This window comes from Pseudarthrobacter sp. 01T43 (assembly GCF_056398665.1).
Window position 1 is genome coordinate 113658 of sequence record NZ_JBFTPV010000004.1, and the last position, 25250, is coordinate 138907.

General features: G+C 64.6%; 23 protein-coding genes. 14 read left to right on the top strand and 9 right to left on the bottom strand.

From position 1 onward, the window contains the following. Positions 1-21: 21 nt before the first annotated feature. A complete protein-coding gene (gene corA / locus AC1DIM_RS06245; RefSeq protein ID WP_477709625.1) occupies positions 22-1017 on the bottom strand; it encodes a magnesium/cobalt transporter CorA in 996 nt (331 codons plus the stop codon). Next, complete coding sequence (locus AC1DIM_RS06250; protein ID WP_477709626.1) at positions 1014-1526, bottom strand: Lrp/AsnC family transcriptional regulator; 513 nt, start codon at positions 1524-1526, stop codon at positions 1014-1016. The genes corA and AC1DIM_RS06250 overlap by 4 nt, the downstream gene beginning before the upstream one ends. A gap of 173 nt (positions 1527-1699) precedes the next feature. On the opposite strand from AC1DIM_RS06250, the gene AC1DIM_RS06255 reads away from it, so the two are divergent. After that, positions 1700-2941, top strand: a complete 1242-nt coding sequence (locus AC1DIM_RS06255; protein ID WP_477709627.1) for an MFS transporter — start codon at positions 1700-1702, stop codon at positions 2939-2941. Between the two features lie 12 nt (positions 2942-2953). Here AC1DIM_RS06255 and AC1DIM_RS06260 read toward each other — a convergent pair whose 3' ends face one another. Both AC1DIM_RS06260 and AC1DIM_RS06265 read right to left on the bottom strand, forming a co-directional pair. After that, positions 2954-3457: an Lrp/AsnC family transcriptional regulator gene (locus AC1DIM_RS06260; protein WP_190989275.1), complete on the bottom strand. Its 504-nt coding sequence runs from the start codon at positions 3455-3457 to the stop codon at positions 2954-2956. Positions 3458-3604: 147 nt separating this feature from the next. Next, complete coding sequence (locus tag AC1DIM_RS06265; protein ID WP_477709628.1) at positions 3605-4861, bottom strand: MFS transporter; 1257 nt, start codon at positions 4859-4861, stop codon at positions 3605-3607. A gap of 104 nt (positions 4862-4965) precedes the next feature. Here AC1DIM_RS06265 and AC1DIM_RS06270 point away from each other — a divergent pair, with 104 nt between their 5' ends. After that, positions 4966-5952, top strand: a complete 987-nt coding sequence (locus tag AC1DIM_RS06270; protein WP_477709629.1) for a LysR substrate-binding domain-containing protein — start codon at positions 4966-4968, stop codon at positions 5950-5952. 143 nt (positions 5953-6095) lie between these two features. After that, positions 6096-6962, top strand: coding sequence for an N-acetylglucosamine kinase (locus tag AC1DIM_RS06275; protein ID WP_477709790.1), 867 nt, complete (start codon positions 6096-6098; stop codon positions 6960-6962). Here AC1DIM_RS06275 and AC1DIM_RS06280 read toward each other — a convergent pair whose 3' ends face one another. Then, complete coding sequence (locus tag AC1DIM_RS06280; protein WP_477709630.1) at positions 6963-7991, bottom strand: pirin family protein; 1029 nt, start codon at positions 7989-7991, stop codon at positions 6963-6965. A 220-nt stretch (positions 7992-8211) separates the two neighbouring features. On the opposite strand from AC1DIM_RS06280, the gene AC1DIM_RS06285 reads away from it, so the two are divergent. The 6 genes from AC1DIM_RS06285 (at position 8212) to AC1DIM_RS06310 (ending at position 13980) form a co-directional block, all read left to right on the top strand. Continuing rightward, entirely contained in the window at positions 8212-9312 is a 1101-nt protein-coding gene (locus AC1DIM_RS06285; protein WP_477709631.1) for an ABC transporter ATP-binding protein, read from the top strand. Further along, entirely contained in the window at positions 9312-10022 is a 711-nt protein-coding gene (locus tag AC1DIM_RS06290) for an ABC transporter permease (protein ID WP_477709632.1), read from the top strand. Before AC1DIM_RS06285 ends, AC1DIM_RS06290 begins: the two co-directional genes overlap by 1 nt. Further along, a complete protein-coding gene (locus AC1DIM_RS06295) occupies positions 10019-10771 on the top strand; it encodes an ABC transporter permease (protein WP_477709633.1) in 753 nt (250 codons plus the stop codon). The genes AC1DIM_RS06290 and AC1DIM_RS06295 overlap by 4 nt, the downstream gene beginning before the upstream one ends. Next, positions 10761-11720, top strand: a complete 960-nt coding sequence (locus tag AC1DIM_RS06300; protein ID WP_477709634.1) for an ABC transporter substrate-binding protein — start codon at positions 10761-10763, stop codon at positions 11718-11720. Before AC1DIM_RS06295 ends, AC1DIM_RS06300 begins: the two co-directional genes overlap by 11 nt. Before the next feature lie 134 nt (positions 11721-11854). Next, positions 11855-13075, top strand: coding sequence for a pyridoxal phosphate-dependent aminotransferase (locus tag AC1DIM_RS06305; protein ID WP_477709635.1), 1221 nt, complete (start codon positions 11855-11857; stop codon positions 13073-13075). A gap of 50 nt (positions 13076-13125) precedes the next feature. Beyond that, a complete protein-coding gene (locus AC1DIM_RS06310) occupies positions 13126-13980 on the top strand; it encodes a polyphosphate kinase 2 family protein (RefSeq protein ID WP_477709636.1) in 855 nt (284 codons plus the stop codon). On the opposite strand, the gene AC1DIM_RS06315 is transcribed toward AC1DIM_RS06310, so the two are convergent. Both AC1DIM_RS06315 and xseA read right to left on the bottom strand, forming a co-directional pair. After that, the gene (locus tag AC1DIM_RS06315; RefSeq protein WP_477709637.1) at positions 13977-14195 is read right to left on the bottom strand and encodes an exodeoxyribonuclease VII small subunit; all 219 of its coding nucleotides are present in this window, start codon (positions 14193-14195) and stop codon (positions 13977-13979) included. The two genes, AC1DIM_RS06310 and AC1DIM_RS06315, sit on opposite strands and share 4 nt — an antisense overlap. A gap of 13 nt (positions 14196-14208) precedes the next feature. Further along, a complete protein-coding gene (gene xseA / locus AC1DIM_RS06320) occupies positions 14209-15501 on the bottom strand; it encodes an exodeoxyribonuclease VII large subunit (RefSeq protein ID WP_477709638.1) in 1293 nt (430 codons plus the stop codon). A gap of 198 nt (positions 15502-15699) precedes the next feature. Here xseA and AC1DIM_RS06325 point away from each other — a divergent pair, with 198 nt between their 5' ends. Both AC1DIM_RS06325 and AC1DIM_RS06330 read left to right on the top strand, forming a co-directional pair. Then, a complete protein-coding gene (locus AC1DIM_RS06325; RefSeq protein WP_477709639.1) occupies positions 15700-16551 on the top strand; it encodes a hypothetical protein in 852 nt (283 codons plus the stop codon). A 9-nt stretch (positions 16552-16560) separates the two neighbouring features. Continuing rightward, positions 16561-17637 carry a 4-hydroxy-3-methylbut-2-enyl diphosphate reductase gene (locus tag AC1DIM_RS06330; protein WP_477709640.1) on the top strand — a complete coding sequence of 359 codons (1077 nt, stop codon included), beginning with the start codon at positions 16561-16563 and terminating at the stop codon, positions 17635-17637. 48 nt (positions 17638-17685) lie between these two features. On the opposite strand, the gene AC1DIM_RS06335 is transcribed toward AC1DIM_RS06330, so the two are convergent. Further along, positions 17686-18915, bottom strand: a complete 1230-nt coding sequence (locus tag AC1DIM_RS06335; RefSeq protein WP_477709641.1) for a DNA recombination protein RmuC — start codon at positions 18913-18915, stop codon at positions 17686-17688. A 141-nt stretch (positions 18916-19056) separates the two neighbouring features. On the opposite strand from AC1DIM_RS06335, the gene ychF reads away from it, so the two are divergent. After that, positions 19057-20142 carry a redox-regulated ATPase YchF gene (gene ychF / locus AC1DIM_RS06340; RefSeq protein ID WP_477709642.1) on the top strand — a complete coding sequence of 362 codons (1086 nt, stop codon included), beginning with the start codon at positions 19057-19059 and terminating at the stop codon, positions 20140-20142. A 56-nt stretch (positions 20143-20198) separates the two neighbouring features. Here ychF and AC1DIM_RS06345 read toward each other — a convergent pair whose 3' ends face one another. After that, positions 20199-21245 carry an LLM class flavin-dependent oxidoreductase gene (locus AC1DIM_RS06345; protein WP_477709643.1) on the bottom strand — a complete coding sequence of 349 codons (1047 nt, stop codon included), beginning with the start codon at positions 21243-21245 and terminating at the stop codon, positions 20199-20201. 179 nt (positions 21246-21424) lie between these two features. Between AC1DIM_RS06345 and AC1DIM_RS06350 the strand changes: the two genes are divergently transcribed. Together AC1DIM_RS06350 and AC1DIM_RS06355 are read left to right on the top strand one after the other, a co-directional pair. Then, positions 21425-23188, top strand: coding sequence for an ABC transporter family substrate-binding protein (locus AC1DIM_RS06350; RefSeq protein WP_477709644.1), 1764 nt, complete (start codon positions 21425-21427; stop codon positions 23186-23188). Between the two features lie 278 nt (positions 23189-23466). Then, on the top strand, positions 23467-25152 hold the full coding sequence (locus tag AC1DIM_RS06355; protein ID WP_477709645.1) for a peptide ABC transporter substrate-binding protein: 1686 nt from the start codon (positions 23467-23469) through the stop codon (positions 25150-25152). The last annotated feature ends 98 nt before the right edge of the window (positions 25153-25250 follow it).

Sequence of the window (25250 nt, forward strand, 5' to 3'; positions counted from 1 at the left end):
ACCTGGCGTGACCGGCTCAGGCTAAAGCCAGCCCTTCCTCTTGAAGATGGCATACATCAGGGTTGCGGTAGCTGCCATCAGCAGGATGGCCATGGGATAGCCCGCGGCCCAGTGCAGTTCGGGCATGTGGTCAAAGTTCATGCCGTAAACCCCTGCGACGAACGACGGTGCGAAGAAGATCGCCGCCCATGACGAGATCTTCTTGACCTGTTCGTTCTGTTCGGCGCTGGCCTCGTTTTGCCGGTTGGCGGTCAGCGTCCCGTCCAGGGTGAGCGCGTTCTGCAGCAGGTCGCGGAACGAATCCGCACGGGAAATCAGCCGTTCCACGTGGTCCTCCACATCGCGAAGGCTGTGCTGCAGTTCAATGTTCACGCCGTACTTTTCGAAGCCCTGCTTCAGCTGCTCCATCATCTCCGGCAGGGGATGGATGGCCCGCTGGAACTGGATGACCTCGCGGGCGAGTTCGTAAATCCGGCGGGAGACCAGGGGGTCCCCGCTGAACAGTTGGTCTTCGATCTCATCGATGTCGTTTTCCAGCCCGGCAACCACCGGCGCATAGTCGTCCACCACCATGTCCAGCAGTGCGTAGAGGACCGCTTCCGGCCCGTGCCGGAGCAGATCGTCGCGGCTCTCCATGCGGCGCCTCACCCCCGCCACGCCGGCCATTTCAGCATGGCGGACGGTCACCACGAAGTTCCTGCCGGTGAAGATGTGCAGTTCGCCGAACTCCACCGTTTCGGTGGTGTCCAGGTACCGTGCCGGCCGGAGCACCGTGAACAGGTTGTCCGCGTAGCGTTCCAGCTTGGGCCGCTGGTGCGCTGATATGGCATCCTCCACCGCCAAAGCATGCAGCCCGAATTCGTCGGCGACTGCCGCCATCTCCGCGGCCGTGGGCCGGTATAGCCCGATCCAGGCCATGCCGCCATGATGGGCGAGGGTTTCGAAGGTCTGTTCCAGGCTCTCGGGCTCTGCACTGCGGAAGCCGTCAACGTAGACGGCGTTATCGATGATGGTCACGTGAGGTCATCCATTCTGGAATGCTGGCCCTTGCCCGGAACAGCCTGTGCGAGGCGGCTGATCAGGGGCTCGGTGCGGTAGGGAATGTGGGTATGGAGCGCCAGGACTGTTTCGGTCCTGATGACGCCCTTGATGCGGAGGATCTGGCGGAGGGCGGACTGCAGGTTGTGGGTATCGGTGGCTACGACGCGGCACCAGACATCGCCCCGGCCGGAAATTTCATGGACCTCCAAAACCTGGGGCAGCAGCCGGAGTGCGCCCACCACCCCGTCCAGTTCCCGGTGTGTCACTTCGATCGTGACGAAAGCGACGACGTCGTACCCCACCGCCGCGAGGTCAATCTCGCGTCCGCCGTCGTGCAACACACCTGCCCGGAGCAGTCGCCGGACGCGCGACTGTGCAGTGTTGCGCGCAATGCCCAGCAGCTCGCTGAGTTCCCCGATCTGGACACGGGGATCGCGGATGAGCGCCAGGAGTATCTTCAGGTCGGTGGGGTCGAGAGTATGCAAACTGTCACTTTCGGTTATCGCCGGTTCCACAAATTGCGAATTTTGCTCAATTCAACCACGAACAGCAGCGTTTTACGGCAGTAATGCCCCAGTATTTGGTTATCCATGTACACCCCGGGGGCGCGTCCCACAAGGACCCCGCACCCCGGCAGATGCCAAGGCAACACCAATCAATGACTGTCTTTAGTGAACTCCGCATGCGCCCCGCCACAGCCGCGAGCCGGGGCTGGAATGCCTCCACCACAGCCCGGCTGGTGCTGGCCGGTGCGGTCATCTCCCTGCTGCTGGTCGGCGCTAACCTGGCCACCCCTCTCTACCCGCTGCTCCAGGCAAACCTGGGCCTCTCGCCGATCGGCACCACCGCGGCTTTCGCCAGTTACGTCCTGGCGCTTGTGGCCACACTGATGCTGGCCGGCCACTGGTCCGACCACATTGGCCGGCGGGCTGCGCTCATTCTTGCCGTCCTGGCAGGGCTGGCTGGCGGGTGGGTGTTCTCGCAGGCCGGGAACCTGCTGGCGCTTTCGGCCGGCCGGGCACTGCAGGGTGTGGCTGTTGCCCTGGCCACCGGTGCCAGCGCCGCCGCACTGCGGGAACTGCTCCCGTCACGCCCCGAGTGGGCCTCCCGCTTTACCCTGCTGGCCACCGCCGGCGGCGTGGCCGCGGGCCCCGTCATCGGCGGGCTGCTGTCCATGCTGCCCGGACCCACCACGGCGCCGTACTACGTCCATTCCGTGGTGCTGGCCGGAATGCTTGTGCCCTTGTTCTTGCTGAACGCCCGGCCGGCCATCAAGCCTCCGGCCGGACCGCGGCCCATCCTGGTCCTGGCACCGCGCCGTCCCTCGGTGTCCACCGAGGCGAGGGGCGCTTTCTGGCTTGCGTCCGCCGTCGGATTCCTCAGCTTTTCCGTGTTTGGCTTTTGCCTCTCATTGGCCCCCGGCTACTTCGCCCAGATCGTAGGCACCGACTCCCGCCCGCTGATCGGGGCGTTGGCAGGGATTACGCTGGGCGCGTCAGCGCTGAGCCAGCTGCTGGCCGTGCGGGGCCGCTTTGTGGTTCCGGCCGGGCTGGCAGTCCTGGGGTTCTCGGTGCTGCTGCTGGCGTCAGCCGCGGCCTGGCACAGCGTGCTGCTGCTGGTGGCGGCCAGCGCATGCGCCGGACTCGGTCAGGGCGTTGCCTTCCGGACCGTTTTCAACGATGTTGCCGCCAAAGTGGAGGTTTCGCACCATGCCCAGGTGGTCAGTACGGTCTACGTCATCACGTACCTGGGCAGCGCCGTGCCGGTCATCGGGCTGGGATGGGCCACTGCTGCGTTCGGGCTGCAGACCGCAGTGGCGGCCTTTGTGTCCGTGTGCAGCGCTGCCGCGCTGGCACTCGCCGCCGTGACTTTCCGGACGGCAGTTCAGCGGCGACCGTAGCCGCTAGTGCGGCTATGCCGGCAGCGGACCGTGGTTGCCCTGGATGTGCTCGAAGACCAGGGTGGTTTCGGTGTGGCCCACTACGGGGTCGGTGGCCAGGTTATCGAGGACCCAGTCCCTCAGGTCCTCGGTGCTTCCGACGGCGATGTGCAGCAGATAGTCAACGGAACCTGAAGTGTGGAACGTTGAAAGTACTGCGGGCAGGTGCGGCACCCGGGCCGTAAAGCGGTCGATCTGGTCCCGGTCGTGGGCCCTGAGCCGGACTGCCACCAGCGCCTGGACGGACCGGCCGATCGCAGAAAGGCTGAGCTTGGCCTCGAAGCCTTGGACGATGCCCCGCTCGGACAGCGCGCGGGTCCGCATGAGCGCCGTGGACGGGGCGATGCCCACCAGCTCTGCCAGTTGTTTGTTGGAGATCCTCGCATCGTCCACCAGGGCGGCGAGGAGACGCTCGTCAATGGCGTCCAGCGGTTCGAAGTGACTGCCCGGCCTGATGTTCTTTGGATTGCTGCTCATGGGATCTCCTCAACTGTCCTTGAGTTCATCCTAGACGCCTGATTCCGCCCGATCACCCCCGGTCAGCGCGTATTTCCGAATAATCGCCAGAGATACGTGCCGTTTGATGGCAGATAGTTCAGCAGTGGGCTGCCCAGCGCGGCTCCGTCACGTCAGGCCACATGCCGCGGCCCTCCGCGGGGGATGCACGACGACGACAGTCACCGCCGTGATGAACGTCATCACTACGATGGCGAGGGCAAGCGCCGTCCAGCCGAGGGTCTGGAAGAGCAGGCCGCCCGACCAGCCGATGAGGCTCGAGCCCAGATAGTAGGCCAGGTTGTAGAGCGACGCTGCCTGGGCGCGGCCGGTGGTGGCAATGCTTCCGGTCCAGCCGGAGCCAATGCTGTGGGCCGCGAAGAAGCCGCCGGTAAAGATCACCAATCCGGCCAGGATGAGGGCGAGCACTTGCGTGAGCGTCAGCGCCAGGCCCGCGGCCATGAGGACAAGGCCTGCCAGCAGGACGGTCCTGCGGCCGAAGTGGGCAGTCAGCCCGCCGGCCCACCGGGAGGTCACGGTCCCTGACAGGTAGGCGAGGAAGATGAAGCTGATCAGGGTGGCCGGCAACGCAAAAGGCTCTGCGGACAGGCGGAAGCCCAGATAGTTGTAGACCGCCACAAAGCCTCCCATCATCAGGAACGCCTGGACGTAGAGCGCCACCAACCGGGGGTTCCGCAGGTGGCCGCCGAGGATTGCAAAGGCGCCGCGGAGCCCGGCAGCCTTGGTGGCGGCGAACCCCTTCGCCCGCGGTATGAGGATCAGGAAGAGCACGGCAGCCACGGTTGCCAGCAGGGACACCGCCAAGGCTGCTGTCCGCCAGCCCCACAACTCACCCACCGGTCCGGCCACGAGCCGGCCGGCGAGGCCGCCCAAGGTGGTTCCGGCAACATAGCTTCCGGCCGCCATCGCGGCATGGGCCCGGTTCACTTCCTCGTTCAGGTAGGCGATGGCGATGGCGGGAATTCCCCCCAAGGCCATGCCCTCGAGCAGCCGGAGGGCAAGGAGCATGCCGAAGCTGGGGGCGAGCGGCACGAGGAGTCCAAAGACGGTGGCTGCCGAAATGCCCCAGGTCATGGCCTTGACCCGGCCTATCCTGTCCGCCAGGAAGGACCAGGGAATGACGGTGACGGCCAGGCCCACCGTGGCCAGCGAGATGGTCAGTGCTGCCTCGGCTGCGGTGACCTGCAGATCCGTGGCCATGATGGGCAGCACCGCCTGGGTGGAGTAAAGCTGGGCAAACGTCGCCACACCGGCGAAGGCCAGCCCCAGCAGGATCTTGCCGTACGTCGCTGAGCCCTTGGGGTGGCCCGCCCAGCCGCTCCCCTGGGGAGCGGAGGTTCCTGATGCGGTGGCGGTCTCTGGCATAGGTGAAGGGTAGGCTTTTGCAATTCATGCTTCCAATGCATGCTTCAGCTAAAATCAATAGCGGATGTGGAACATTAGGAAGCCGGTAGGGAAGGGAAAACCGAATGCTCACTAATCATCAGCAATTGGCAAAGCTCCTGCCATTGCTCCCCATCCTTTCGGAGCTCGGCCGCACGCAGCACGTCACGGAGACGGCCGAGCTGCTCGGAGTACCCCAGTCAACGGTGAGCAGGGCCCTGTCCCGGGCCAGCGCCGTCGTCGGAACTGAACTGCTCATCCGGGACGGACGGGGCGTGCGCCTCACAGCCGCCGCCAGGACCCTGCTTCCCTATATCGACTCAGCACTGACAGAATTCCAGGCCGGGCTCGACCTGGTCCGGCACGAATCGGACGTGGTCCGGGGAAAGGTCTCCGTGTCCTTTCAGCACACCTTTGGTGAGGCCACGCTGCCCCTGCTGATCAGCGCCTTCCGCAGCCGCCACCCGGAAGCCGGATTCATCCTGCGGCAGGGCGCACGGGACGCCTGCCTCACGGAACTCGCGTCAGGACAGGCGGATCTTGCCTTGACTGCCCCCGTGCCTTCGGCAAGTCGCACCATCGCGTCATCGGCACTGTACCGCGAGCCCCTGCGCCTGGTGGTGCATCACGGCCATCCCCTGGCAGCCCGCGGGAGCGCCAGGCTGCAGGACATCCGCCGGGACCCGTTCGTGGCCCTGGAACCGGGGTATGGCATGCGGTCGCTGACCGATGCACTGTTCCGCGAAGCAGGCTACCGCCCACGGATCGCCTTCGAAAGCCAGGACACGCACACCGCCCGCGGCCTTGTCTCCGCGGGCCTTGGCGTCAGCATCCTGCCACCCGGCGGCAACGGGCCGGGGCGTCACGTCAGCCCGGAGACGGGCAACCTGGGCTGGGTTGAGCTCGCGCTGGAGTCCGGGCTCGCCTACCGCGAGATCGGGCTCGGCTGGCGCCGCCGGAAGCCCGGACCGGACGCGGAACCGGATTCCGTCAGGTATTTCCGCGAGCTGGTCCTGCAGGAGGGACCGGAGTTGCTGGCGGGCCTGGTGGCCGCGCGCTCGCAGGGCAGCTGAGGACCGCCGCTTGAGACACGACGGCGGCCTTTCAGTAGGCTGATGAGGTGACTGATACCGAGCACCCCCAGGCCGCACCGTCCGGAAACCAACCCAAAACCGGCGGTGGGTCGAAAGATGCTCCCCGCACCTTGGCAGGTGTCATGATCGGCCTGGACATCGGCGGCACAAAGACCCGCGGGGTCCGCTTCGAGGACGGCGTGGCCGTGGCGGACCAGTCGGCCGGCAGCGCCAACGTCCAGAACGTCAGCCGTGAACAGGCCGCGCTGAACCTCGCGGACCTTTTTGCCCGGATCGGTGGCGGGCCGGTGGCCCAGGTGTATGCGGGGGCCGGCGGAATCGATACCGACGACGACGCTGCCGCCCTTGCCGCGCTCATCGCACCGCATGCCCCGGGAGCCAAGGTCACGGTGGTCCATGATTCGAGGCTGCTGCTCGCAGCCGGCGGCGCAAGCACCGGCGTGGCCGTGATCGCCGGGACAGGTTCCGCGGCGTGGGGCCGGAATGCGGCAGGGGAGGAGGCCCGGGCCGGCGGCTGGGGCTATCTGCTGGGGGACGAAGGCAGCGGCTACTGGCTGGGCCGTGAGGCCGTCCGGCACAGCCTGCGCCGCATGAACCAGGGGCTCCCCACCGACCAACTCACTGCGGCACTGCTTACTGCCTGCCGAGTGGACCACCCCAACCGGCTGATTGCACTCTTCCACTCCCCGGACACCGGCCGCCGGTTCTGGGCCCAACAGGCACGCCTGGTGGTGGACGCGGCCGCTGCAGGCCATGAGGCCAGCCGGGAGTTGCTGGACCAGGCGGGGAAGGATCTTGCGGCGCTGGCTGCGCAGGCGCTCCGGAAGCTGGAAATCGAGGGACCTGTGATTTTGGGGAGCGGGCTGGGCATGAACGTGGTCCCGCTCCAGGAAGCCTTCCGGAAGTATCTCGCAGCCGCAGGCATCACCGAGGTCCGCGTTCTGGACCAGGATCCTGTGTTCGGGGTCCTCCAGTTGGTGAAGGAGTAGTCAGGAACCGGTTGACCGCCGGCGCGGGGAGAGCCTGACGGCCGGCATCGGCGGAGCCGGGATGCGGCCGGCTTCCGGGCCTGCATCGGGGCCGTGCCCCTCGACCAGCCCGTAGCGTGCCACGCGTGCGGCATCGTCGGGCAGCGTCGCCTGCGCCTCCCACTCTTGGCGCGCCTGCTCCACTTCGTCGTGGGTGCGGCCTACGAAGTTCCACCACATCAGCAGTTCCTCCTGGAAGGGCTCGCCGCCGATGAGCAGGAACCGTGTGCCAGGCAGGGCCTCGACCTCCAACGCCGAGCGGCCCGTGCCCAGGTAGCCCAGCGGACCCGGCAGGACTTCCTGCCCATCGAGCGTCAGCCCGCCGTCGAGCACCAGGACAGCATGCTCGAAGCCGGCGTTCAGCGGCAGGACTGCCCTGCCTTCGCAGGAGATATCGGCCCCGATAATGGGGGAGTACATGGTGGCCGGTGATACCGCCCCCGCGAATTCGCCGGCCATGACCGTGGCGGTGAAACCCGGGCCGGTCGCCGAGGGCAGATCGCGGTGCTGCTCGAACGCCGGCTCCCGGTGGCGGTCGCCGTCAGGAAGGGCAACCCAGAGCTGAAGCCCGCGCTGCAGCGGCAGCAGCGCACCGGCGTCGGGAGCGGGCAGGACCGCAAACTCGGAGTGGGATACGCCACGCCCCGCCGTCATGATGTTCAGTTCCCCGGGCCGGACCACCACATCACTGCCCACACTGTCCCGGTGCCGGATGTTCCCGGCGAGCGGCCACGTGACCGTCTGCAGTCCGGTGTGCGGGTGCGGGAGCACAGACATGGCGGTGCGGTCCGGACCGAAACTGTCCAGGAAGCACCAGGCGCCGATGGTGGGCAGGCCGCGCTGGGGGAGGGTGCGCTGCACATTCATGGCCCGCACTCCACCCAGAGGGACCTCACGCTGGGGCCAGAGCTGGAGGCAGGGACCGGACGTCCCGGCTGCGTCGGCGGGCGGACAGAGTTCCTGCTGGGGTGCCACTTCCAAGTTCGTCACAGTCCCACTGTAGATCCGGACCGGGTCCGTGCCCATCCGCGTGGACCCATCCAACCGGGGCAGGCCTACGAACGAATGGTTACAGTAGGGATTCGCTTGCCCGGAATTGCCCGCGGATCTGGTTACGCTGGGAACTGATTGCGCTACGGTAATTATCAGTGCCTTTGCGACCACCGCTCCACCGTCCGATGCCGTCCAACAGAACGGGTAATGTCCGGGAATGGACCCAGCCATGATCGAGTTCCAGAGCGTCACCAAGCAGTATCAGGGCGGGAATCCGGCCGTGGATAGCCTCACCATGTCCATCGACAAGGGATCCATCACCGTTTTTGTGGGGCCCTCGGGCTGCGGCAAAACCACGTCCCTGCGGATGATCAACCGCATGGTGGAGCCGACGTCGGGCGTCATAACCGTGGACGGGCGTGACGTCACCACGGTGGCGGCCGCTGAATTGCGCCGGTCCATGGGCTATGTGATGCAGTCTTCCGGGCTTATGCCGCACCGTTCCGTGCTGGACAACATCGCCACCGTGCCCCGGCTTAACGGCGTCTCGAAGGCGGAGGCCCGCAAGCGTGCCACGGAACTGCTCGATGTCGTCGGGCTGGCTTCATCGCTCGGCAAGCGGTACCCGTCCCAGCTGTCCGGCGGCCAGCAGCAGCGCGTCGGTGTGGCCCGGGCGCTCGCAGCCGATCCGCCCATCCTGCTGATGGATGAGCCGTTCAGCGCCGTGGACCCGGTAGTGCGTGACGAACTGCAGCAGGAGCTCCTGAGGCTGCAGCAGGACCTCGCCAAGACCATAGTCTTTGTGACCCACGATATTGACGAGGCCACGATCCTCGGTGACAAGGTGGCCGTGTTCGCCGTCGGCGGGAAGCTTGCCCAGTACTCCACTCCCGAGGAGATCCTGCGGGCCCCGGCGAACGACTTTGTGGCCTCCTTCGTGGGCCGGGACCGCGGCTTCCGCCACCTCGGGTTCACCACGTCCGACGCCGTGGCCATCCACCGGGTGCCTACCCTGGTAGTTCACGGCGGGCAGTTCGACGGCGATCCCGCGGCCGTGACCGACTGGCAGCTTGTGGTGGATAAGGACATGCGGCCCTTGGGCTGGGCACGGCCGGGGACCGATACGGACCTGATCCCGGGAGGTTCCCTGTTCCATCCGGGTGAATCCCTGCGGCGGGCACTGGACTCGGCGCTTTCCTCCCCTTCCGGGCAAGGCGTTGCCGTGGACGGCGACGGCCGGGTCCTGGGGGCTATCAGGGCACAGGAAGTCCTGGCCGCCATCGAAGCCGCCCGGCAGGTCAGGCAGGCCGCGCTCTGATGGAGTGGTTCCTGGCGAACAGCGGAATGGTCCTGGAGCGGGCGGGGCAGCACCTTGTCCTGGCGCTGATCCCGATGGTCCTGGGGCTGGTCATTTCCATTCCCCTGGCCCAGCTGGCCCGGATCCATCCGGTGGTGCGGTCCGTGGTGGTGACGGCAAGTTCTTTGCTTTACACCATCCCGTCACTGGCACTGTTCATCATCCTGCCTTCCATCCTTGGAACGCGGATCCTCGACCCGATCAACGTTATTGTCGCGCTGACAATTTACGCCGTGGCGCTGCTGGTCCGGGCGGCCCTTGACGCGTTTGACTCCGTGGAAGAGGACCTCCGTCAGGCGGCCACGGCCATGGGCTATAAACCGTGGCTTCGCTTCGTCCAGATCGATCTGCCGCTTTCCCTCCCGGTGATGTTTGCCGGGCTGCGCGTGGTCTCTGTCAGCAATATTTCCCTGGTGAGCGTCGCGGCCCTCCTGGGCGTGGGCAACCTCGGCATGCTGTTTACCGACGGACTGCAACGGAATTTTGTGACCGAAGTGGTGGTGGGGATCCTGGCCATTCTGGTGCTCGCGCTGCTGATGGATGCGGTGCTGGTCCTGCTGGAGAGGCTGTTCACCCCGTGGACCCGCGCCGCCATGGCGTCCGGCCCGTCAGTTCCCGTCAACGCGCAGTACGTGGCAGACGCCAACGTCCATGCGGGGGCCGCACCATGAGCAACATCTTCACTGACACCTTTGCCTGGCTCGCTGCCCCGGTCCACTGGACCGGCAGTTCCGGCATCCCCGTCCGGCTGATGGAGCACCTCCAGTACAGCGCGCTGGTGCTCGTGATTGCCGCCGCCATCGCGGTTCCCGCCGGGCTATATATCGGGCACACGGGCCGCGGCCGCGTAGTGGCAGTTGCGGTGGCCGGTGCCCTGCGTGCGTTGCCCACCTTGGGTCTGCTGGTGCTCTTTGCACTCCTTGCCGGAAGCAGCCTGATGCCCCCGGTCTGGGCCCTGGTGATACTTACGGTGCCGCCGCTTCTCGCCGGGACCTACGCGGGGATTGCCAGCGTGGACAGGGCCGTGGTGGATGCGGCCCGGGCCATGGGGATGACTGAACTGCAGATCCTGTTCCAGGTGGAACTGCCCAACGGGCTTCAGGTGATGTTCGGTGGCATCCGCACTGCCGTGCTGCAGGTTGTCGCCACGGTCTCCGTGGTGGCGTACCTGCCGCTGGGCGGGCTGGGCCGCTACCTCTTTGACGGGCTGGTCCTGCAGGACTTCCCCCGGATGCTTGCCGGCTCGCTGCTCATCGCAGGGCTGGCAATTGTTATAGACCTCATCCTGGCCGCGGTGCAAAGAAACATTCTTTCGCCGGGCCTCAAAACCGATCCCCGCGGTGGCCGGACGGCCACCGCTGATCTCCCAGCTGACGCGCCTGCGCCAGCTGCTGTTCAAGGAGGCACCCATGAAAGATAACGTCCGGACAACCGTCACCCGCCGGGGACTGGCCGGCCTGGCCGCCGGCGTCGGCCTTGCCGTGGCGCTGACGGCCTGCGGCGGCAGCGACCCGCTGGCCACGCCCAGCACCAGCGCCACCAGCGGAGCCGGCGGGGGCGGGTCGCTGGTGGTCGGCTCCGCTGACTTCCCCGAGAGCCAGATCATCGCGGAGATCTATGCAGGCGCGCTCAGCGCCGCCGGCGTGACTGCCACCACCAAGCCGAACATCGGCTCCCGTGAAATCTACGTCAAGGCCGTCCAGGACGGTTCGGTGGACCTCGTGCCGGACTACAGCGGCAACTTGCTCTCCTACTTTGACGCCGCGGCCCCGGAAGTCTCAGCCGACGATGTCTCCAAAGCCCTTCCCGGCAAACTCCCTGACGGACTGGCGGTCCTGGACGCGTCAAAGGCCGAAGACAAGGACGCCATGGTTGTCACCAAAGCCACTGCCGAGAAGTACCAACTGAAGTCCATCGAGGACCTGGCCAAAGTCTGCAAGGATTTGACCATCGGGGCGCCTGCCACTTTCGAGACCCGCCCCTACGGCTTCCCCGGCCTGAAGGCCAATTACGGCTGCGAAATGAAGGCCCTGAAACCGTTCAGTGACGGCGGTGGAAACCTGACGCTCCAGGCGTTGCTGACCGATGACGTCCAGGTGGCGGACATCTACACCACCACCCCGTCCATCGCGGACAATGACCTTGTGGTGCTGGCAGATCCTAAGAACAATTTCAAGGCCCAGCAAGTGCTGCCGCTTTTCAACAAAGCGAAGATGACTGACAAGGCCAAGGAGGCGCTCAACAGCGTTTCCAAAATCCTGACCACGGATGACCTGATCAACCTCAACCGCGCCGTCAGCGGCAGCCAGAAGCAAAACCCCAAAGACGCAGCAGCCTCCTGGCTGAAGGACAAGGGCATCGTCAAGTAGCACCTCACGTTTTGCGGAAACCACGACGGCGGCTGCCGGACCCACAAGGACCGGCGGCCGCCGTCGTCCGTTTAACGCATGCGTGTGTCGGAGGTCTCAACGGAAGCACATCCTTCCTATGGCATATTTGATGAATGGCAGAATTCAAGCAGTCCACCAAGCTTCATAACGTCCTTTACGACATCCGTGGACCGATTCTTCAGGCCGCCCAGCAGATGGAGGCRGAGGGTCACCGSATCCTCAAACTGAAYATCGGAAACCCGGCCCCGTTYGGATTYGAAGCKCCGGACGCSATCCTGGTGGACATGATCCGTCACCTGCCGCATGCCCAGGGCTACAGTGACTCGCGTGGCATCTTCTCGGCCCGCACCGCCGTCTCGCAGTACTACCAGACCCGCGGAATCCAGAACATCCACGTTGACGACATCTACCTGGGCAACGGCGTCAGCGAACTGATCACCATGTCGCTGATGGCGCTGCTCAACGCCGGCGATGAGGTTCTCATCCCGACGCCCGACTACCCGCTGTGGACCGCCTCCGTTGCCCTCGCCGGCGGCAAACCCGTGCACTACCTTTGCGATGAGGAATCCGGCTGGCAGCCGGACCTCGAGGACATGGAAGCCAAGATCACGCCCCGTACCAAGGGCATTGTGGTAATCAACCCGAACAACCCCACCGGTGCCGTCTACCCGGAAGAGACGCTGAAGAAAATCGTGGCCCTCGCCGAGAAGCACGGCCTGGTGATCTTCGCCGACGAGATCTACGAAAAGATCCTGTACGAAGACGCCGTGCACATCAACCTGGCCGCGCTGACGGGCGACGACGTCCTGTGCCTGACCTTCAGCGGACTCTCCAAGGCCTACCGCGTCTGCGGCTACCGTGCTGGCTGGATGGCCATTTCGGGGCCGAAAAAGGATGCCGCTGACTACCTTGAGGGCATCAGCCTGCTGGCGAACATGCGCCTGTGCGCGAACGTCCCGGCCCAGCACGCTATCCAGACGGCGCTCGGCGGCTACCAGAGCATCAACGACCTGATCCTGCCCGGAGGCCGCCTGCTCGAGCAGCGCAACAAGGCCTACGACATGCTCAACGCCATTCCCGGGGTCAGCACCCAGCAGGCCAGGGGTGCCATGTACCTCTTCCCGAAGCTCGATCCCGAGGTTTTCCACATCCGCGACGACGAGAAGTTCGTCCTGGACCTGCTGCGCGAGCAAAAAATCCTGGTCTCACACGGCCGGGCCTTCAACTGGGTCCGCCCGGACCACTTCCGCATGGTTACCCTGCCGCTGGTAAAGGACCTCGAGGAGGCCATTAACCGCATGGGGGACTTCCTGAGCCGGTACAAAGGGAACTAGCCTGTGGTGACGCGCTGCTTGGCGCGCGGAACGATCGGGAAGGGACCGCCGTGGCCGGAGTCGTTGAATTTGAGAAGCATCCTGCCGAGACGCTGAGGGTGGGGAAAGGTTTTTCGCTTGCCAACGCTGATCCGGACGCGACGCCCGGCTATAGCGGAAACAAGGCCGATGGTGAAGCGCTGCTGGCTGATCTGGACGGGAAACTCTCAGCTTTGCAGGAAACGCTGTTTGCAGAGTCCCGGTTCGGCGGCAGGAAGCGGGTCCTCTTGGTGCTGCAAGCCATGGACACCGCTGGCAAAGGCGGGATCGTCAACCATGTCATGGCCACCATGGACCCGCAGGGTGTCCATTTCAAGGCGTTCAAGGCACCCACGGACGAGGAGAAGTCGTATGACTTTCTCTGGCGGATTGAGAAGGCCGTTCCCGCGGCGGGCATGGTGGGCATCTTCGACCGTTCGCACTACGAGGACGTTCTCATCCACAAGGTCCACAACTGGGCGACTCCTGAGGAAATCAAGCGCCGGTACCGGGCCATCAATGAGTTTGAGCGGCGGCAGACCGACGCCGGCACGAAGATCCTCAAGGTGATGCTCAACATCAGCAAGGACGAGCAGAAGGCGCGGCTCCTGGCCAGGCTGGATGACCCCGCCAAGCACTGGAAGTACAGCAGCGGAGATCTGAAGGAGCGGGCCTTCTGGCAGGATTATATGGACGCCTACCAGGCCGCTTTCGACGAGACCAGCAAGGACCATGCTCCCTGGCATGTGGTTCCGGCCAACAAGAAATGGTATGCCCGGATCGCGGTGCAGCACTTGGTGCTCGGCGCGTTGAGTGACTTCCGGCTCGAGTGGCCGAAAGCGGAGTTCGACGTCCCGGTTGAACGTGAACTGGTGGAACGCTCCTAGAGGGGCTGGTCGCGGGCGGCGGCAAGGCGCTTGCGGGCGCCGTCCAGCCACTCCTCGCAACGCTTGGCCAGCGCTTCCCCCCGTTCCCACAGAGCCAGGGATTCTTCGAGGCTGGCGCCGCCGGCCTCCAGCTTGCCAACCACCAGGACAAGCTGCTCGCGGGCTTCCTCGTAGCTCAGGGCGTCCATTTCGGGATCATGCTTCGTCTCGGGCATGTGCTTCTCCTTGTTAAAGTTCGCCGGTGGATGTCGCGCCGAATTGGCCCTCGGCGACCCGCACGGACAGCGCGGTTCCGGCCGGCGCCTCCGACGGGTTACGGACTACTGCGTGGCCGGCGGCTTCCGTTGCCCCGGCGGGCCGGCCGTCGGCGAGTTCCACGACGGCGTAGCCGCGGTCGAGGGTTTTTTGCGGTGACAGTGCACGCACCTGGGCCTGCAGATGCACCAGCTGGTCAGCTGCCCGCACCACAGTTGAGCTGACGGCCGCCGATGATCGCCGCAGGAGCCGTTCGAGTTCCTCCGCGCGCACAGTGACCATCCCCTCAGGGCTGGCAAGGACAGGCCGGGAATGTAGTGCGGCGAGCCGGTCCGTCTCGCGTTCAACCAGCCTGCCGATGCAGCGGCGCAGGTATTCCCGCGCCTGCCGCACGCTTGCCAGTTCTTCGGCAACGTCAGGCACGATCCGTTTGGCAGCATCGGTGGGCGTTGACGCGCGGAGGTCAGCGACGTCGTCGAGAAGGGGCCGGTCGGCCTCGTGACCGATGGCGCTGACAACCGGAGTGGCCGCTGCGGCCACGGCGCGGATCAGTTCCTCGCTGTTGARCGGCAGCAGGTCCTCCAAGGCGCCGCCGCCGCGCGCGATAACGATGACGTCCACGTCCTCGCGGCCGTCCAGCTCACGAAGGGCGCGGACGATCTGGGACACCGCGGTGTTGCCCTGGACGGCGACTTCACGGATTTCGAATTCAACAGCGGGCCAGCGCAGTGCCGCATTCTGCAGGACGTCCTTCTTGGCGTCCGAGTCGCGGCCGGTGATCAGTCCGATCCTGTGCGGGAGCATCGGGAGGGGCTTCTTCCGGGAATCGGCAAAGAGCCCTTCTGCGGCGAGAGCCTGGCGCAGGCGTTCGATGCGGGCCAGGAGGTCGCCCAGGCCAACCGGCCGGATGTCCCGGACCTGCATGTTGAGGCGGCCGGTCTTCAGCCAGAACTCCGGTTTGAGCAGGGCCACCACGCGGGAGCCGCGTTCCAGCGGCATGTTCTGGCGGTCAAGGACCTTTGTCCAGACGGACGCAGGCAGGGAAACCTCGGCGTCCACGTCCCGCAGGGTCAGGTAGGCGTTGCCGCCGCGGCGGTTCATTTCGATGACCTGGCCCTCCACCCAGGCCGCCGGCGCGCGGTCGATGTGGACCTTGAGTTTCTGGGACAGCAGCTGCAACGGCCAAGGATTGTCGGGCGTGGTTTCAGCGGCTGTGGCAGGAAGCGTCGTGGCCGCGGTGCCCGGGAGGGCAGCCTGTTCAGACATGCGCGCTGCCCCGGGAAGGTGTAGCTGGAGGCATGGCAGTCCTTTGTTCGGCAAGTGCGGGTGCAGCTTATGGATAAGGTTGATTGGCGGCTGTCATTCAACCTTATCCATAAGCTCTACCACTCGGGACTGACATCCGCCGTCCAGGAAGCAGTCCTAAGATGGCCTTGCCGCCGCCGACCAGTGAGGACCTGTTTTTTGAGCACCTTTGTCTCCGCAGTTGCGGCCGTTCTGGGCCTCCTGCTGTCCGCCGTGGCAATTCCGGCGATCTGGGCCGAGCGCACCATTGTCCAGGAGGATGGCTTCGTGACGCTGGCCGCGCCTCTTGGCCGGGAATCCKGGTTCCAGCAACGGCTCGCGGCCGCCACTGTGGGCACCATCGACGCCGGCGCCGTACCGGCCGCGCTGGCGGGTCTGGTCAGGCCCGTCCTGGAAGCGGCGGCAGCTTCCCTGACAGGGCTGCCCGGTTACCCCGCGGCGTGGGAGGAAACTCTGCGCAAGAGCCACAGGCTCAGCTTTGCCGACCCCGCCTCGCTGCCTCCCGAAGTGGACTCGTCCTCGTCCCTCACCCTGGACGTCGCACCCCTGGTGGCGCTGGCTACGGGGGAGATCTCGCGTGCGACCGGGCTGCCGCTGAACGCGCCGGAGCAAACGCTGATCAAGGTCGGGCAGTCGGGCCAGCGCCAGATGCTGGCGGGTTTGACCGCCTACGCGCCGCTGGGTTACCCACTGGCCATCGGTGCTGGAATCGCGTTTGCGTTGGCCTTGGTTGCCGCCCGCCGGAAGTGGTCGGTGCTCTTCTGCGTCGGCTTCGGGGCGCTGGCACTGGCTGGCCTATGGACTCTGGGCTCCACCATGGCGCGCGACGCGGTGCTGCGGACAGCCAGCGGAAACGAGGTTGCGGACATGTTCAAGAACGAGTTCGTGCAAGCGGCTTCAGCCAGCTTTGGAACGTGGGTCACGGGAGGCCTCATTGCGGGCGGTGTGCTTCTCGTTGCGGGCCTTGTGACCAGGGTCGCTTCACCGGGACGCCGGCGCCCCGACCGGTAGCATGGAGGCATGACCTCCTCCGTTTCCCTTTCGATGCCAACTGTTCCGCGAAGGCGGCGCTCGCCTGAGGAAGTATCCGCGGCAGCGCCGGTATCCGGCCCCAAGAAGGTCCTGCTCGCAGCTCCCCGCGGCTATTGCGCCGGCGTGGACCGGGCCGTCATCGCGGTGGAAAAGGCCTTGGAGCACTATGGCCCGCCCGTGTATGTCCGCAAGCAGATCGTGCACAATGTCCACGTGGTGAGCTCGCTTGAGGCGCAGGGTGCCATCTTTGTGGACGAAACGGATGAGGTGCCTGAGGGCGCCCTCGTGATCTTCTCCGCCCACGGCGTGTCGCCCGCCGTCGTCCAGTCCGCCGAGGACCGCGGCCTGCGCACCATCGACGCCACCTGCCCCCTGGTGACGAAGGTCCATAAGGAAGCCGTCAGGTTCGCCAAGGACGATTTCGATATCCTCCTGATTGGCCACGACGGTCACGAGGAGGTTGAAGGTACGGCCGGGGAAGCCCCGGAACACATCCAGATCATCAACGGCCCGCACGAAGTGGACAAGGTTACTGTCCGGGATCCCGAAAAGGTCATCTGGCTTTCCCAGACCACGCTGAGCGTCGACGAAACGATGGAGACTGTCCGGCTGCTCAAGGAGCGGTTCCCCACGCTGCAGGATCCGCCCAGCGATGACATCTGCTACGCCACCACCAACCGCCAGGTGGCCATCAAGAAGATCTCGCCGCAGGCCGACCTGGTCATTGTGGTGGGCTCAGCCAATTCCTCGAACTCGGTCCGGCTGGTTGAGGTTGCCTTGGAGTATGGTGCCAAGGCTTCCTACCGCGTGGACTTCGCCAATGAAGTGGACGAGGCCTGGTTTGAAGGGGTCGCGACCGTGGGCGTCACGTCCGGCGCCTCCGTTCCCGAGATCCTGGTTACTGATGTCCTGCGCCTGCTCGCGGACTACGGCTACGGCTCCGTGGAGGAAGTTGTCACCGCCGAAGAGGACCTGCTCTTCTCCCTGCCCAAGGAGCTCCGGGCCACCCTGAAGGAAGCCGGCGACGTCAGCCGCGCACTCGGCGGGCGCCGGTCCAGCAACTGACGGGCCTCGCTTGCCCCGGCGTCAGGCTGCGCTGTCAGGCCGCGGCCATCAGGCTGCCTCGTCGTCCTGCTGAAGCTCGGGGGCAGCCAACGAACGCGGCGTGACCTCCAGCGCTGCAGGAGTCAGCAGGCCTGACTCGTCCATCGCATTGAGTTTCCGGGCCGTGGGCAGGATCCGTGCCTCGAGGGTGCCGATCAGGGAGTTGTAACGGTCCACGGAAGACTTCAGGGAGGACCCGAGCTTCCCCACGTTCTCGCCCAAGGTTCCCATGCGTTCGTAAAGCTGGCGGGCGAGGTCGAACAGTTCGCGCGCATTGTCCGTCAGCACATCCTGGCGCCAGGTGAAGGCCACCGATTTGAGTACGGCCAGAAGAGTGCTCGGTGAGGCGAGGACCACGTTCCGGGACAAGGCATGGTCCAACAGGGTTGCGTCCGCCATCAGTGCCGCCGCCAGAATCGATTCCGCTGGCAGGAAGCAGATCACCAGCTCGGGGGAGTTGCCTGGGATGTCCCAGTATTTTTTGTTGCTCAGTGCGTCCACATGGGCACGCAGGGCTTTCGCATGCGCGGCGAGCAGCGTTTGCTGGGATGCATGGCCCTTCGCCCCAAGACCGTTGACCGCGGGTTGCTCCGAACCTGATCCGGAGCCCAGTTCCTGGGCTTCAAGATACGAGGACAGCGGCACCTTGGCATCCACCACAAGCTGCTTCTGCCCGGGAAGCTGTACCACCAGGTCTGGCCTGATTGTCGAGTCGCCGCCGGCGCTGTGGACCTGTTCCAGGAAGTCGACGTGTTTCAACATTCCCGAGGCTTCCACCACCCGGCGCAGCTGCACCTCGCCCCACTGGCCGCGGGCACTGTTGGAGCGGAGGGCGGACTCGAGTGCGTGCGTGGACCGGATCAGCTGGGCATCGGACAGCCGGGCCTCCTGGAGCTGCTGCGCCAGCTGGCCGTACTGCTCAAGGCGGTCCCGCTCAAGCAGCGCCACCTGCTGCTGCACTGCCGTCAGTTTTTCCGCCACAGGGGCTAGGGCGCGGAGGACGTTGCCGTCCTGGCTGCGGGACTCGCCGAGTTCCCTGTTCTGCAAACTGAGCAGGCGGCGTTCGGCGTCGGCTGCGGCGAACTGCGCGTTCACTTCCGAAAGGCGAGCCGATACGGCGTCGAAATCCTCCTCCAGGGCGTGCGTACGCCGGCGGAAGAGCAGGTAGGTGGCCGCGGCGCCGGCGAGGGCACCGAGCAGCAGCATCAACAGGGCAAGAATAAGGGCTAAAGCATCCATAGGCTCACTGTGGCACGGGCCTCTGACATTTTACGGAAGCGACATATTCCGTCAGGCATTCCAGCTGCAGTCGGCACCGGCACGCGCCGCCGTCGCACCCGCTGGGGCCTGCGGGTGCCGCAACCGGTAGAATCAATGCTCGTGGCTCTTACTATTGGCATCGTCGGACTGCCCAACGTCGGCAAATCAACCCTTTTCAACGCACTGACCCGCAACCAGGTGCTGGCGGCGAACTATCCGTTCGCCACCATCGAACCGAATGTGGGCGTCGTTAACCTGCCGGATCCCCGGCTCAAGCAGCTCGCGGAGATCTTCGGCTCCCAGCGTTTGCTGCCCGCGCCGGTGTCCTTCGTGGACATCGCCGGCATCGTGAAGGGCGCGTCCGAGGGCGAAGGCCTGGGCAACAAGTTCCTCGCCAACATCCGTGAGGCCGAGGCGATCGCCCAGGTGGTCCGGGTGTTCGATGACCCCGATGTCATCCACGTCGACGGCAAGGTTGATCCGCGCTCGGACATGGAAACCATCAACACTGAACTGATCCTGGCCGACCTTCAGACCATCGAAAACGCCATTCCGCGGATCGAAAAAGAAGTCAAGATCAAGAAGCGGGACGCGGCCGAGCTCGCAGCCATCAAGGCGGCCCAGGCGGTTCTGGAACGCGGGGACACCATCTTCTCCTCGATCACCCGGGACAAGCTGGAAATGGAGCACCTCAAGGAGCTCAGCCTCCTCACCGCGAAGCCGTTCATCTACGTCTTCAACGCGGACGAGGGCATCCTGGGCAGCCCGGAGAAGCAGGAGGAGCTCCGTGCCCTGGTGGCGCCCGCGGATGCCATTTTCCTGGACGCCAAGCTCGAGTCCGACCTCGTTGAATTGGATGAGGAAGAAGCCCGGGAAATGCTGGAGATGAACGGCCAGGATGAGTCCGGCCTCGACCAGCTGGCCCGCGTCGGTTTCCACACCCTCGGGCTGCAGACCTACCTGACGGCCGGTCCCAAGGAAACGCGGGCCTGGACCATCCACCAGGGCGACACCGCACCGCAGGCAGCCGGCGTGATCCACTCCGACTTCCAGCGTGGGTTCATCAAGGCTGAAGTGGTCTCCTTCGACGACCTGATCGAGGCCGGCTCCATGGCTGAAGCCAAGTCCCGCGGCAAGGTCCGGATCGAAGGCAAAGAATACGTGATGGCCGACGGCGACGTGGTGGAGTTCCGCTTCAACGTCTAGCACCATCCTCGAAAATCGCGCCCTGGCAAAGCCGGGGCGCGATTTTCGTGTTGTGACTACCCAACCGCTGCCGGCGTCCATCCCAGGGCGGGACCCAATGTGGTGGCAATGTCGGTGAGGATCTGGACGTAGTCCTCATGGTCGAAGCTGAAGGGGAGCGCGAACGCCACCTCGTCGACCTCCTGGAATCCCGCATGGGCGTACAGCTGGTCCGCAATCTGGTCGCTGGTGCCAATGAGGTCGGCGGCGAACAGCATCCCTCTTGGCCCCTGCGGCGTCCGGGTCCGCGGCGTGCGTTCATCGACGTAGCGCTGGTACTTTTCCCGCTGTCTCGCTGACGCCGAATCAGTCGGGATCACCACCAGGCCCTGCGAGACCCGGGCTGGTCCGTTCGATTGGGCGGATGCCGCGGCAGCTTCACGATAGGCACGGATCTGTGATTGCTGGATTTCGGCAAACGCCGGCTCCTGATTCGCTTCGGGAAAAATCACACTGCTGGAGAGCAGGTGGAATCCGTTTGCCCCGGCCMACACGGCCGATTTCCTGCTTGCTGCCCCATACCAAAGCCGTTCACGTAGCCCGGAAGAGTGCGGCTCGACGCGGTTGGAGAATTCCTCGACTACGCCCTCCTTGCCGGAAAACTCCCGGACCGGTTCCCCTGCAATCAAACGCGCAAGCCGATCCACGCGTGCGTAGCTGAAGTCCTCCAGCTCGGCGGAATCCGGGTACAACTCGTGCTTCACCGTGTCGTAGTGCATCGGTTCACCCACGCTCAGGCCCGGGTTGATTCGTCCGCCGGCGAGCAGATCCACGGTGGCCAGGTCCTCGGCGAGGCGCAACGGGTTTTCCCAGCCCATCGGGGTCACGGCGGTTCCGAGCTCGATCCGGGAGGTGCGTTGGCTGGCCGCGGCCATGATTGCAACGGGGGAGGAGATTCCGAATTGCAAATGGCGGTGGCGCAGCCAGGCGCTGTCGAATCCAAGCCGCTCGCCGAGTTCGATGACCTGCAACGTCGATTCGTGCCCCACGGCTGGATCCGCAGGATCGAACAGTCCAATAGTGAGGAATCCAAGCTTGCGCAATGGTTGTGAAGACTGGGGCATGGGCTTCCTTCGGGATCGGTGGACGGCTGATCCTCATGATATGCGGGAGACGGACGTTGCTCCTGGGCCCGCCCCTGGAACCGTTAGAATTCAATAAAAACCAAGAGACTCAACGGCGTGTGGGTAGAAAAGTACGTTCCGCTTCATCGTCTGATTCCGGAACTGGCAAAGGAGAAGGCATGCCGCTGAGGCGTCTGATTCAGGTCATTACCGGGGCCATCGCTGCGGCACTGGTCATTTCGGGATGCTCCGGCGCGGGGGGAACCGCGCCCGTGGTGGTGGGCGAGACAAAGCGCGGCGGAAGCGTCACGGTGGCCGAGGTGAACGCCTTCACTTCCTTTAACCCGTTCAGCGCCACAGGCAACACGGATATCAACACCAAGATCGGCCAAATCACCCATTCCGGGTTCTACTACGTGGACAACACCGAAAAGGTGGTCCGCAACGAGAAGTTCGGCCACTACGAAAAAGTGTCCGACCGGCCGCTGAAAGTGAAATACACCGTCAACGAGGGTGTGAAATGGTCCGACGGCGACGCCATAGACGCCGGGGACCTCCTCCTGGCGTGGGCGGCCGGTTCAGGCTATTTCGACGACGCCGACGCCAAGTCCGGGACCGGCACCACCTACTTTTCTTCCGCCTCCGACAGGACCGGCCTGGCGGCCACTGCCGTCCCCGAAATTGGAAGTGACGGCCGTTCGATAACCCTTGAGTACCTGTCACCGTACGCGGACTGGGAGGTGGCGTTCGACGTCGGCCTTCCCGCCCACGTTGTCGCCGCAAAAAGCGGCCTGAACGACGAACGCGGCCTCATCGAGTTGCTCAGGGACTCGCCCCGCGGTAACGCAGAACGCCCAGCGTTGAATGCCCCGCTGAAGCGTGTCAGCGATTTTTGGAACTCTGGCTTCGACACCAAGACGCTGCCGCAGGACCCGGCGATGTATCTCTCCAGCGGTCCCTACATCACCCGGGACATCGTTCCGAACGTCTCCATGACGCTCGTTCGAAACAAGGATTATGTGTGGGGTGCTGAGCCCTATCTGGATGAGATCACCGTGCGCTTCACCGGCGCAGCCGGTGCCGCCGTCGAGGCGCTTCGCGCCGGCCAGGCAGACATCATTGCCCCGCAGCCCTCTGCCGGTACCGAAGGCCTTTTCGATGGGCTTGCTGCACAGGGAAACACTGTGCAGCGGTACAACCAGTCAGGCTATGACCATCTTGACCTGAAGTTCTCCGGCGCATTCGCGCAGAAGGATGTCCGCGAGGCGTTCCTCAAGACCGTTCCGCGGGAGGAGATCGTCAAGGACGTGGTGGGCGGCCTGGTGGACGATGCGAAGCCGCTGGACTCGTACGTTTTCCTGCCGTCCCATCCCAAGTACGCGGAGGCCGTCAAGAACAACGGATCCGCTGCGTATTCAAAGGTGGATATCCAGGGCGCAACTTCCCAACTCCGCGGTGCTGCCCCGACCATCCGGATCCTGTACAACAAAGACAATCCCAACCGCGCACGCGCCTTTACCCTCATTCGGGATTCGGCCCGGGCCGCCGGCTTCACCGTTGAAGACGCAGGCCTCGGCAGTTCTGATTGGGTAGCAGCGCTCAGTAAGGGCACCTACGACGCTGCCATCCTGGGCTGGGTCGGTCCCAGTGTTGGTGTCAGCCGCGTTCCTCAGATCTTCAAGACCGGGGGAGGCAGCAACTTCAACGCGTTCTCCGACAACGATGCGGATAGAGCCATGGAGGAATTAGCAAGCACCACGGACCTGGGAAAACAGGACGAACTGTTGGCCAGCGTGGACAAGCGGGTGTGGCAAGCCGCCTACGGTTTGCCGCTCTACCAGACCACCGGAACCGTGGCGTACAGCAACCGGGTGACCGGTATTCAACCCAGCTCCGGCCCGCTGGGCATGTGGTGGAACGTGTGGGAATGGCGCCTGAAATAGGGCCGGGAGGCGGGCTTGCCGAGGGCCACAGGACCCGGGGCAAGGCCGATTTCGTCCTCGGTCCTACCAACGAGTAGCATGTGACTTGCGCAACTTTCCGGGGCAGGCTAGTTATCGGCGGTTAACTGATTACGGTTTGGCAACGGTGTACCAGTATTTGGACTTTGTGCAGTTAGGCTACTCATACATGGGCTGCGTCACAGTGTAGATTCTGCGACGAGCCCGCCGGGGAGCAAAAGATTTCCCCTAAACATCTCCCACAACTCATAGGAGGCGGAATGCGTTTCACGCGCACTTCCAAAGCACTCGGCATGGTGGCGATCGCCGCCCTGGCCCTAACCGGCTGCGGCGCTGGAGGCGGCAGCAATGGCGGTGCCAGCCAATCTGCCGGTGACCCCAACAAGGTCATCACCGCTTACAGCAACGAACCCCAGAACCCCCTGCTGCCGGCCAACACGAACGAAGTTTACGGCGGCCGCGTTGTCGAACTGCTCTTCGAAGGCCTCCGCAGCTACGACGCCGACGGCAAGCCGGTCAACGCCCTGGCAGATTCCATTGAGTCGAGTGACGCGCAGAACTGGACCATCAAGGTCAAGCAGGGTCACAAGTTCACCAACGGTGAGGCCATCACGGCCAAGACCTTTGTGGATTCCTGGAACTTCGCCGCGAACTCCAAGAACCTGCAGAACAACGGCTTCTTCTTCGAGTCCATTGCAGGCTATGAGGATGTCTCGGCTGTAACCACCGCGAAAGCGGCGGACGGCAAGACCACCACCACTCCGGCTCCGACCGCTGAGACCATGTCCGGGTTGAAGGCCACCGATGACTCCACCATCACGGTCAAGCTGGCCCAGCCTGAAGCTGACTGGTCGCTGCGTTTGGGCTACTCGGCCTTCTACCCGCTGCCCTCGGCAGCTCTGGCCGACCCGAAGACGTACGGTGAGAACCCGGTCGGCAACGGCCCGTACAAGCTCGAAAAAGCTGGTGCGTGGGTTCACGACCAGTCCATCTCGCTCGTGAAGAACGCTGACTACGAAGGCCCCCGCGGGTCCAAGAACGGCGGCGTAACCTTCAAGTTCTACACCGATCCGGGCCCCGCATACACGGATCTGCAGTCCGATAACCTCGACGTCACTGATGTCCTGCCGTCCAACGCGCTGAAGACTTACACCACGGACTTCCCGGACCGTAACTCCACCAAGGCCGTCGCCACCGACTCCACGCTGAATATCCCGGGCTACAACCCGAACTTCCAGGGTGAAGCCGGCAAGCTGCGCCGCCAGGCGCTGTCCTACGCCATCAACCGCGAGGAAATTGCCAAGGTGGTCTTCAACGGAACCCGCACCCCGGCCAAGGCCTTCGCGCCGCCGGTCATCGACGGTTTCAAAGCCGACCTCAAGGGCAGCGAAGTACTCAAGTTCGACGCCGCCAAGGCCAAGGACCTGTGGGCCCAGGCCGACAAGATCAAGCCGTACGACGGCTCGAAGCCGCTCCAGATTGCCTCCAACACAGACGGCGGCAACAAGGAATGGATCGACGCTGTAGCCAACGGATTCAAGAACAACCTCGGCATCCAGGCTGAAATCCAGCCGTTCGCCAAGTTTGCCGAAGTCCTGAACCTGCGCAAGTCCCAGCAGCTCCCCGGCCTGAGCCGCGCTGGCTGGCAGGGCGACTACCCGTCGCTGTACAACTTCCTCGGACCTGTCTGGGCCACGGGCGCATCCTCCAACTACGAGAAGTACTCGAACCCTGAGTTCGACAAGCTGCTCAAGGACGGCCTCGCCGCAAAGACCACCGAAGAGGCGAACGCAAAGTTCAACCAGGCACAGGAAGTCCTCTTCCAGGACCTGCCGGGTCTGCCGCTCTGGGACCAGGCACGGCCGATCGTGTGGAGCAACAACGTCATGAACGCCGAGACCGGCTGGAATGGCGGCATTCTCTACTACAACATCACGGCCAAGTAGTCTCCAGGATCTAAACTTGCAGTCAGGCAATTGGGGGTCCGGCATTTGCCGGGCCCCCATTGTCCTGTACGGCAGGAAGGCACACATGCAACCCCCCT

Coding starts and splice junctions, on each gene's coding strand:
- AC1DIM_RS06335 (WP_477709641.1), bottom strand. CDS start 18,915: ATGGATGCTTTAGCCCTTATTCTTGCCCTGTTGATGCTGCTGCTCGGT.
- AC1DIM_RS06260 (WP_190989275.1), bottom strand. CDS start 3,457: ATGAGCAGCAATCCAAAGAACATCAGGCCGGGCAGTCACTTCGAACCG.
- AC1DIM_RS06275 (WP_477709790.1), top strand. CDS start 6,096: ATGATCGGCCTGGACATCGGCGGCACAAAGACCCGCGGGGTCCGCTTC.
- AC1DIM_RS06330 (WP_477709640.1), top strand. CDS start 16,561: ATGACCTCCTCCGTTTCCCTTTCGATGCCAACTGTTCCGCGAAGGCGG.
- AC1DIM_RS06270 (WP_477709629.1), top strand. CDS start 4,966: ATGCTCACTAATCATCAGCAATTGGCAAAGCTCCTGCCATTGCTCCCC.
- AC1DIM_RS06295 (WP_477709633.1), top strand. CDS start 10,019: ATGAGCAACATCTTCACTGACACCTTTGCCTGGCTCGCTGCCCCGGTC.
- AC1DIM_RS06300 (WP_477709634.1), top strand. CDS start 10,761: ATGAAAGATAACGTCCGGACAACCGTCACCCGCCGGGGACTGGCCGGC.
- AC1DIM_RS06265 (WP_477709628.1), bottom strand. CDS start 4,861: ATGCCAGAGACCGCCACCGCATCAGGAACCTCCGCTCCCCAGGGGAGC.
- AC1DIM_RS06285 (WP_477709631.1), top strand. CDS start 8,212: ATGGACCCAGCCATGATCGAGTTCCAGAGCGTCACCAAGCAGTATCAG.
- AC1DIM_RS06290 (WP_477709632.1), top strand. CDS start 9,312: ATGGAGTGGTTCCTGGCGAACAGCGGAATGGTCCTGGAGCGGGCGGGG.
- AC1DIM_RS06350 (WP_477709644.1), top strand. CDS start 21,425: ATGCCGCTGAGGCGTCTGATTCAGGTCATTACCGGGGCCATCGCTGCG.
- AC1DIM_RS06355 (WP_477709645.1), top strand. CDS start 23,467: ATGCGTTTCACGCGCACTTCCAAAGCACTCGGCATGGTGGCGATCGCC.
- AC1DIM_RS06255 (WP_477709627.1), top strand. CDS start 1,700: ATGACTGTCTTTAGTGAACTCCGCATGCGCCCCGCCACAGCCGCGAGC.
- AC1DIM_RS06315 (WP_477709637.1), bottom strand. CDS start 14,195: ATGCCCGAGACGAAGCATGATCCCGAAATGGACGCCCTGAGCTACGAG.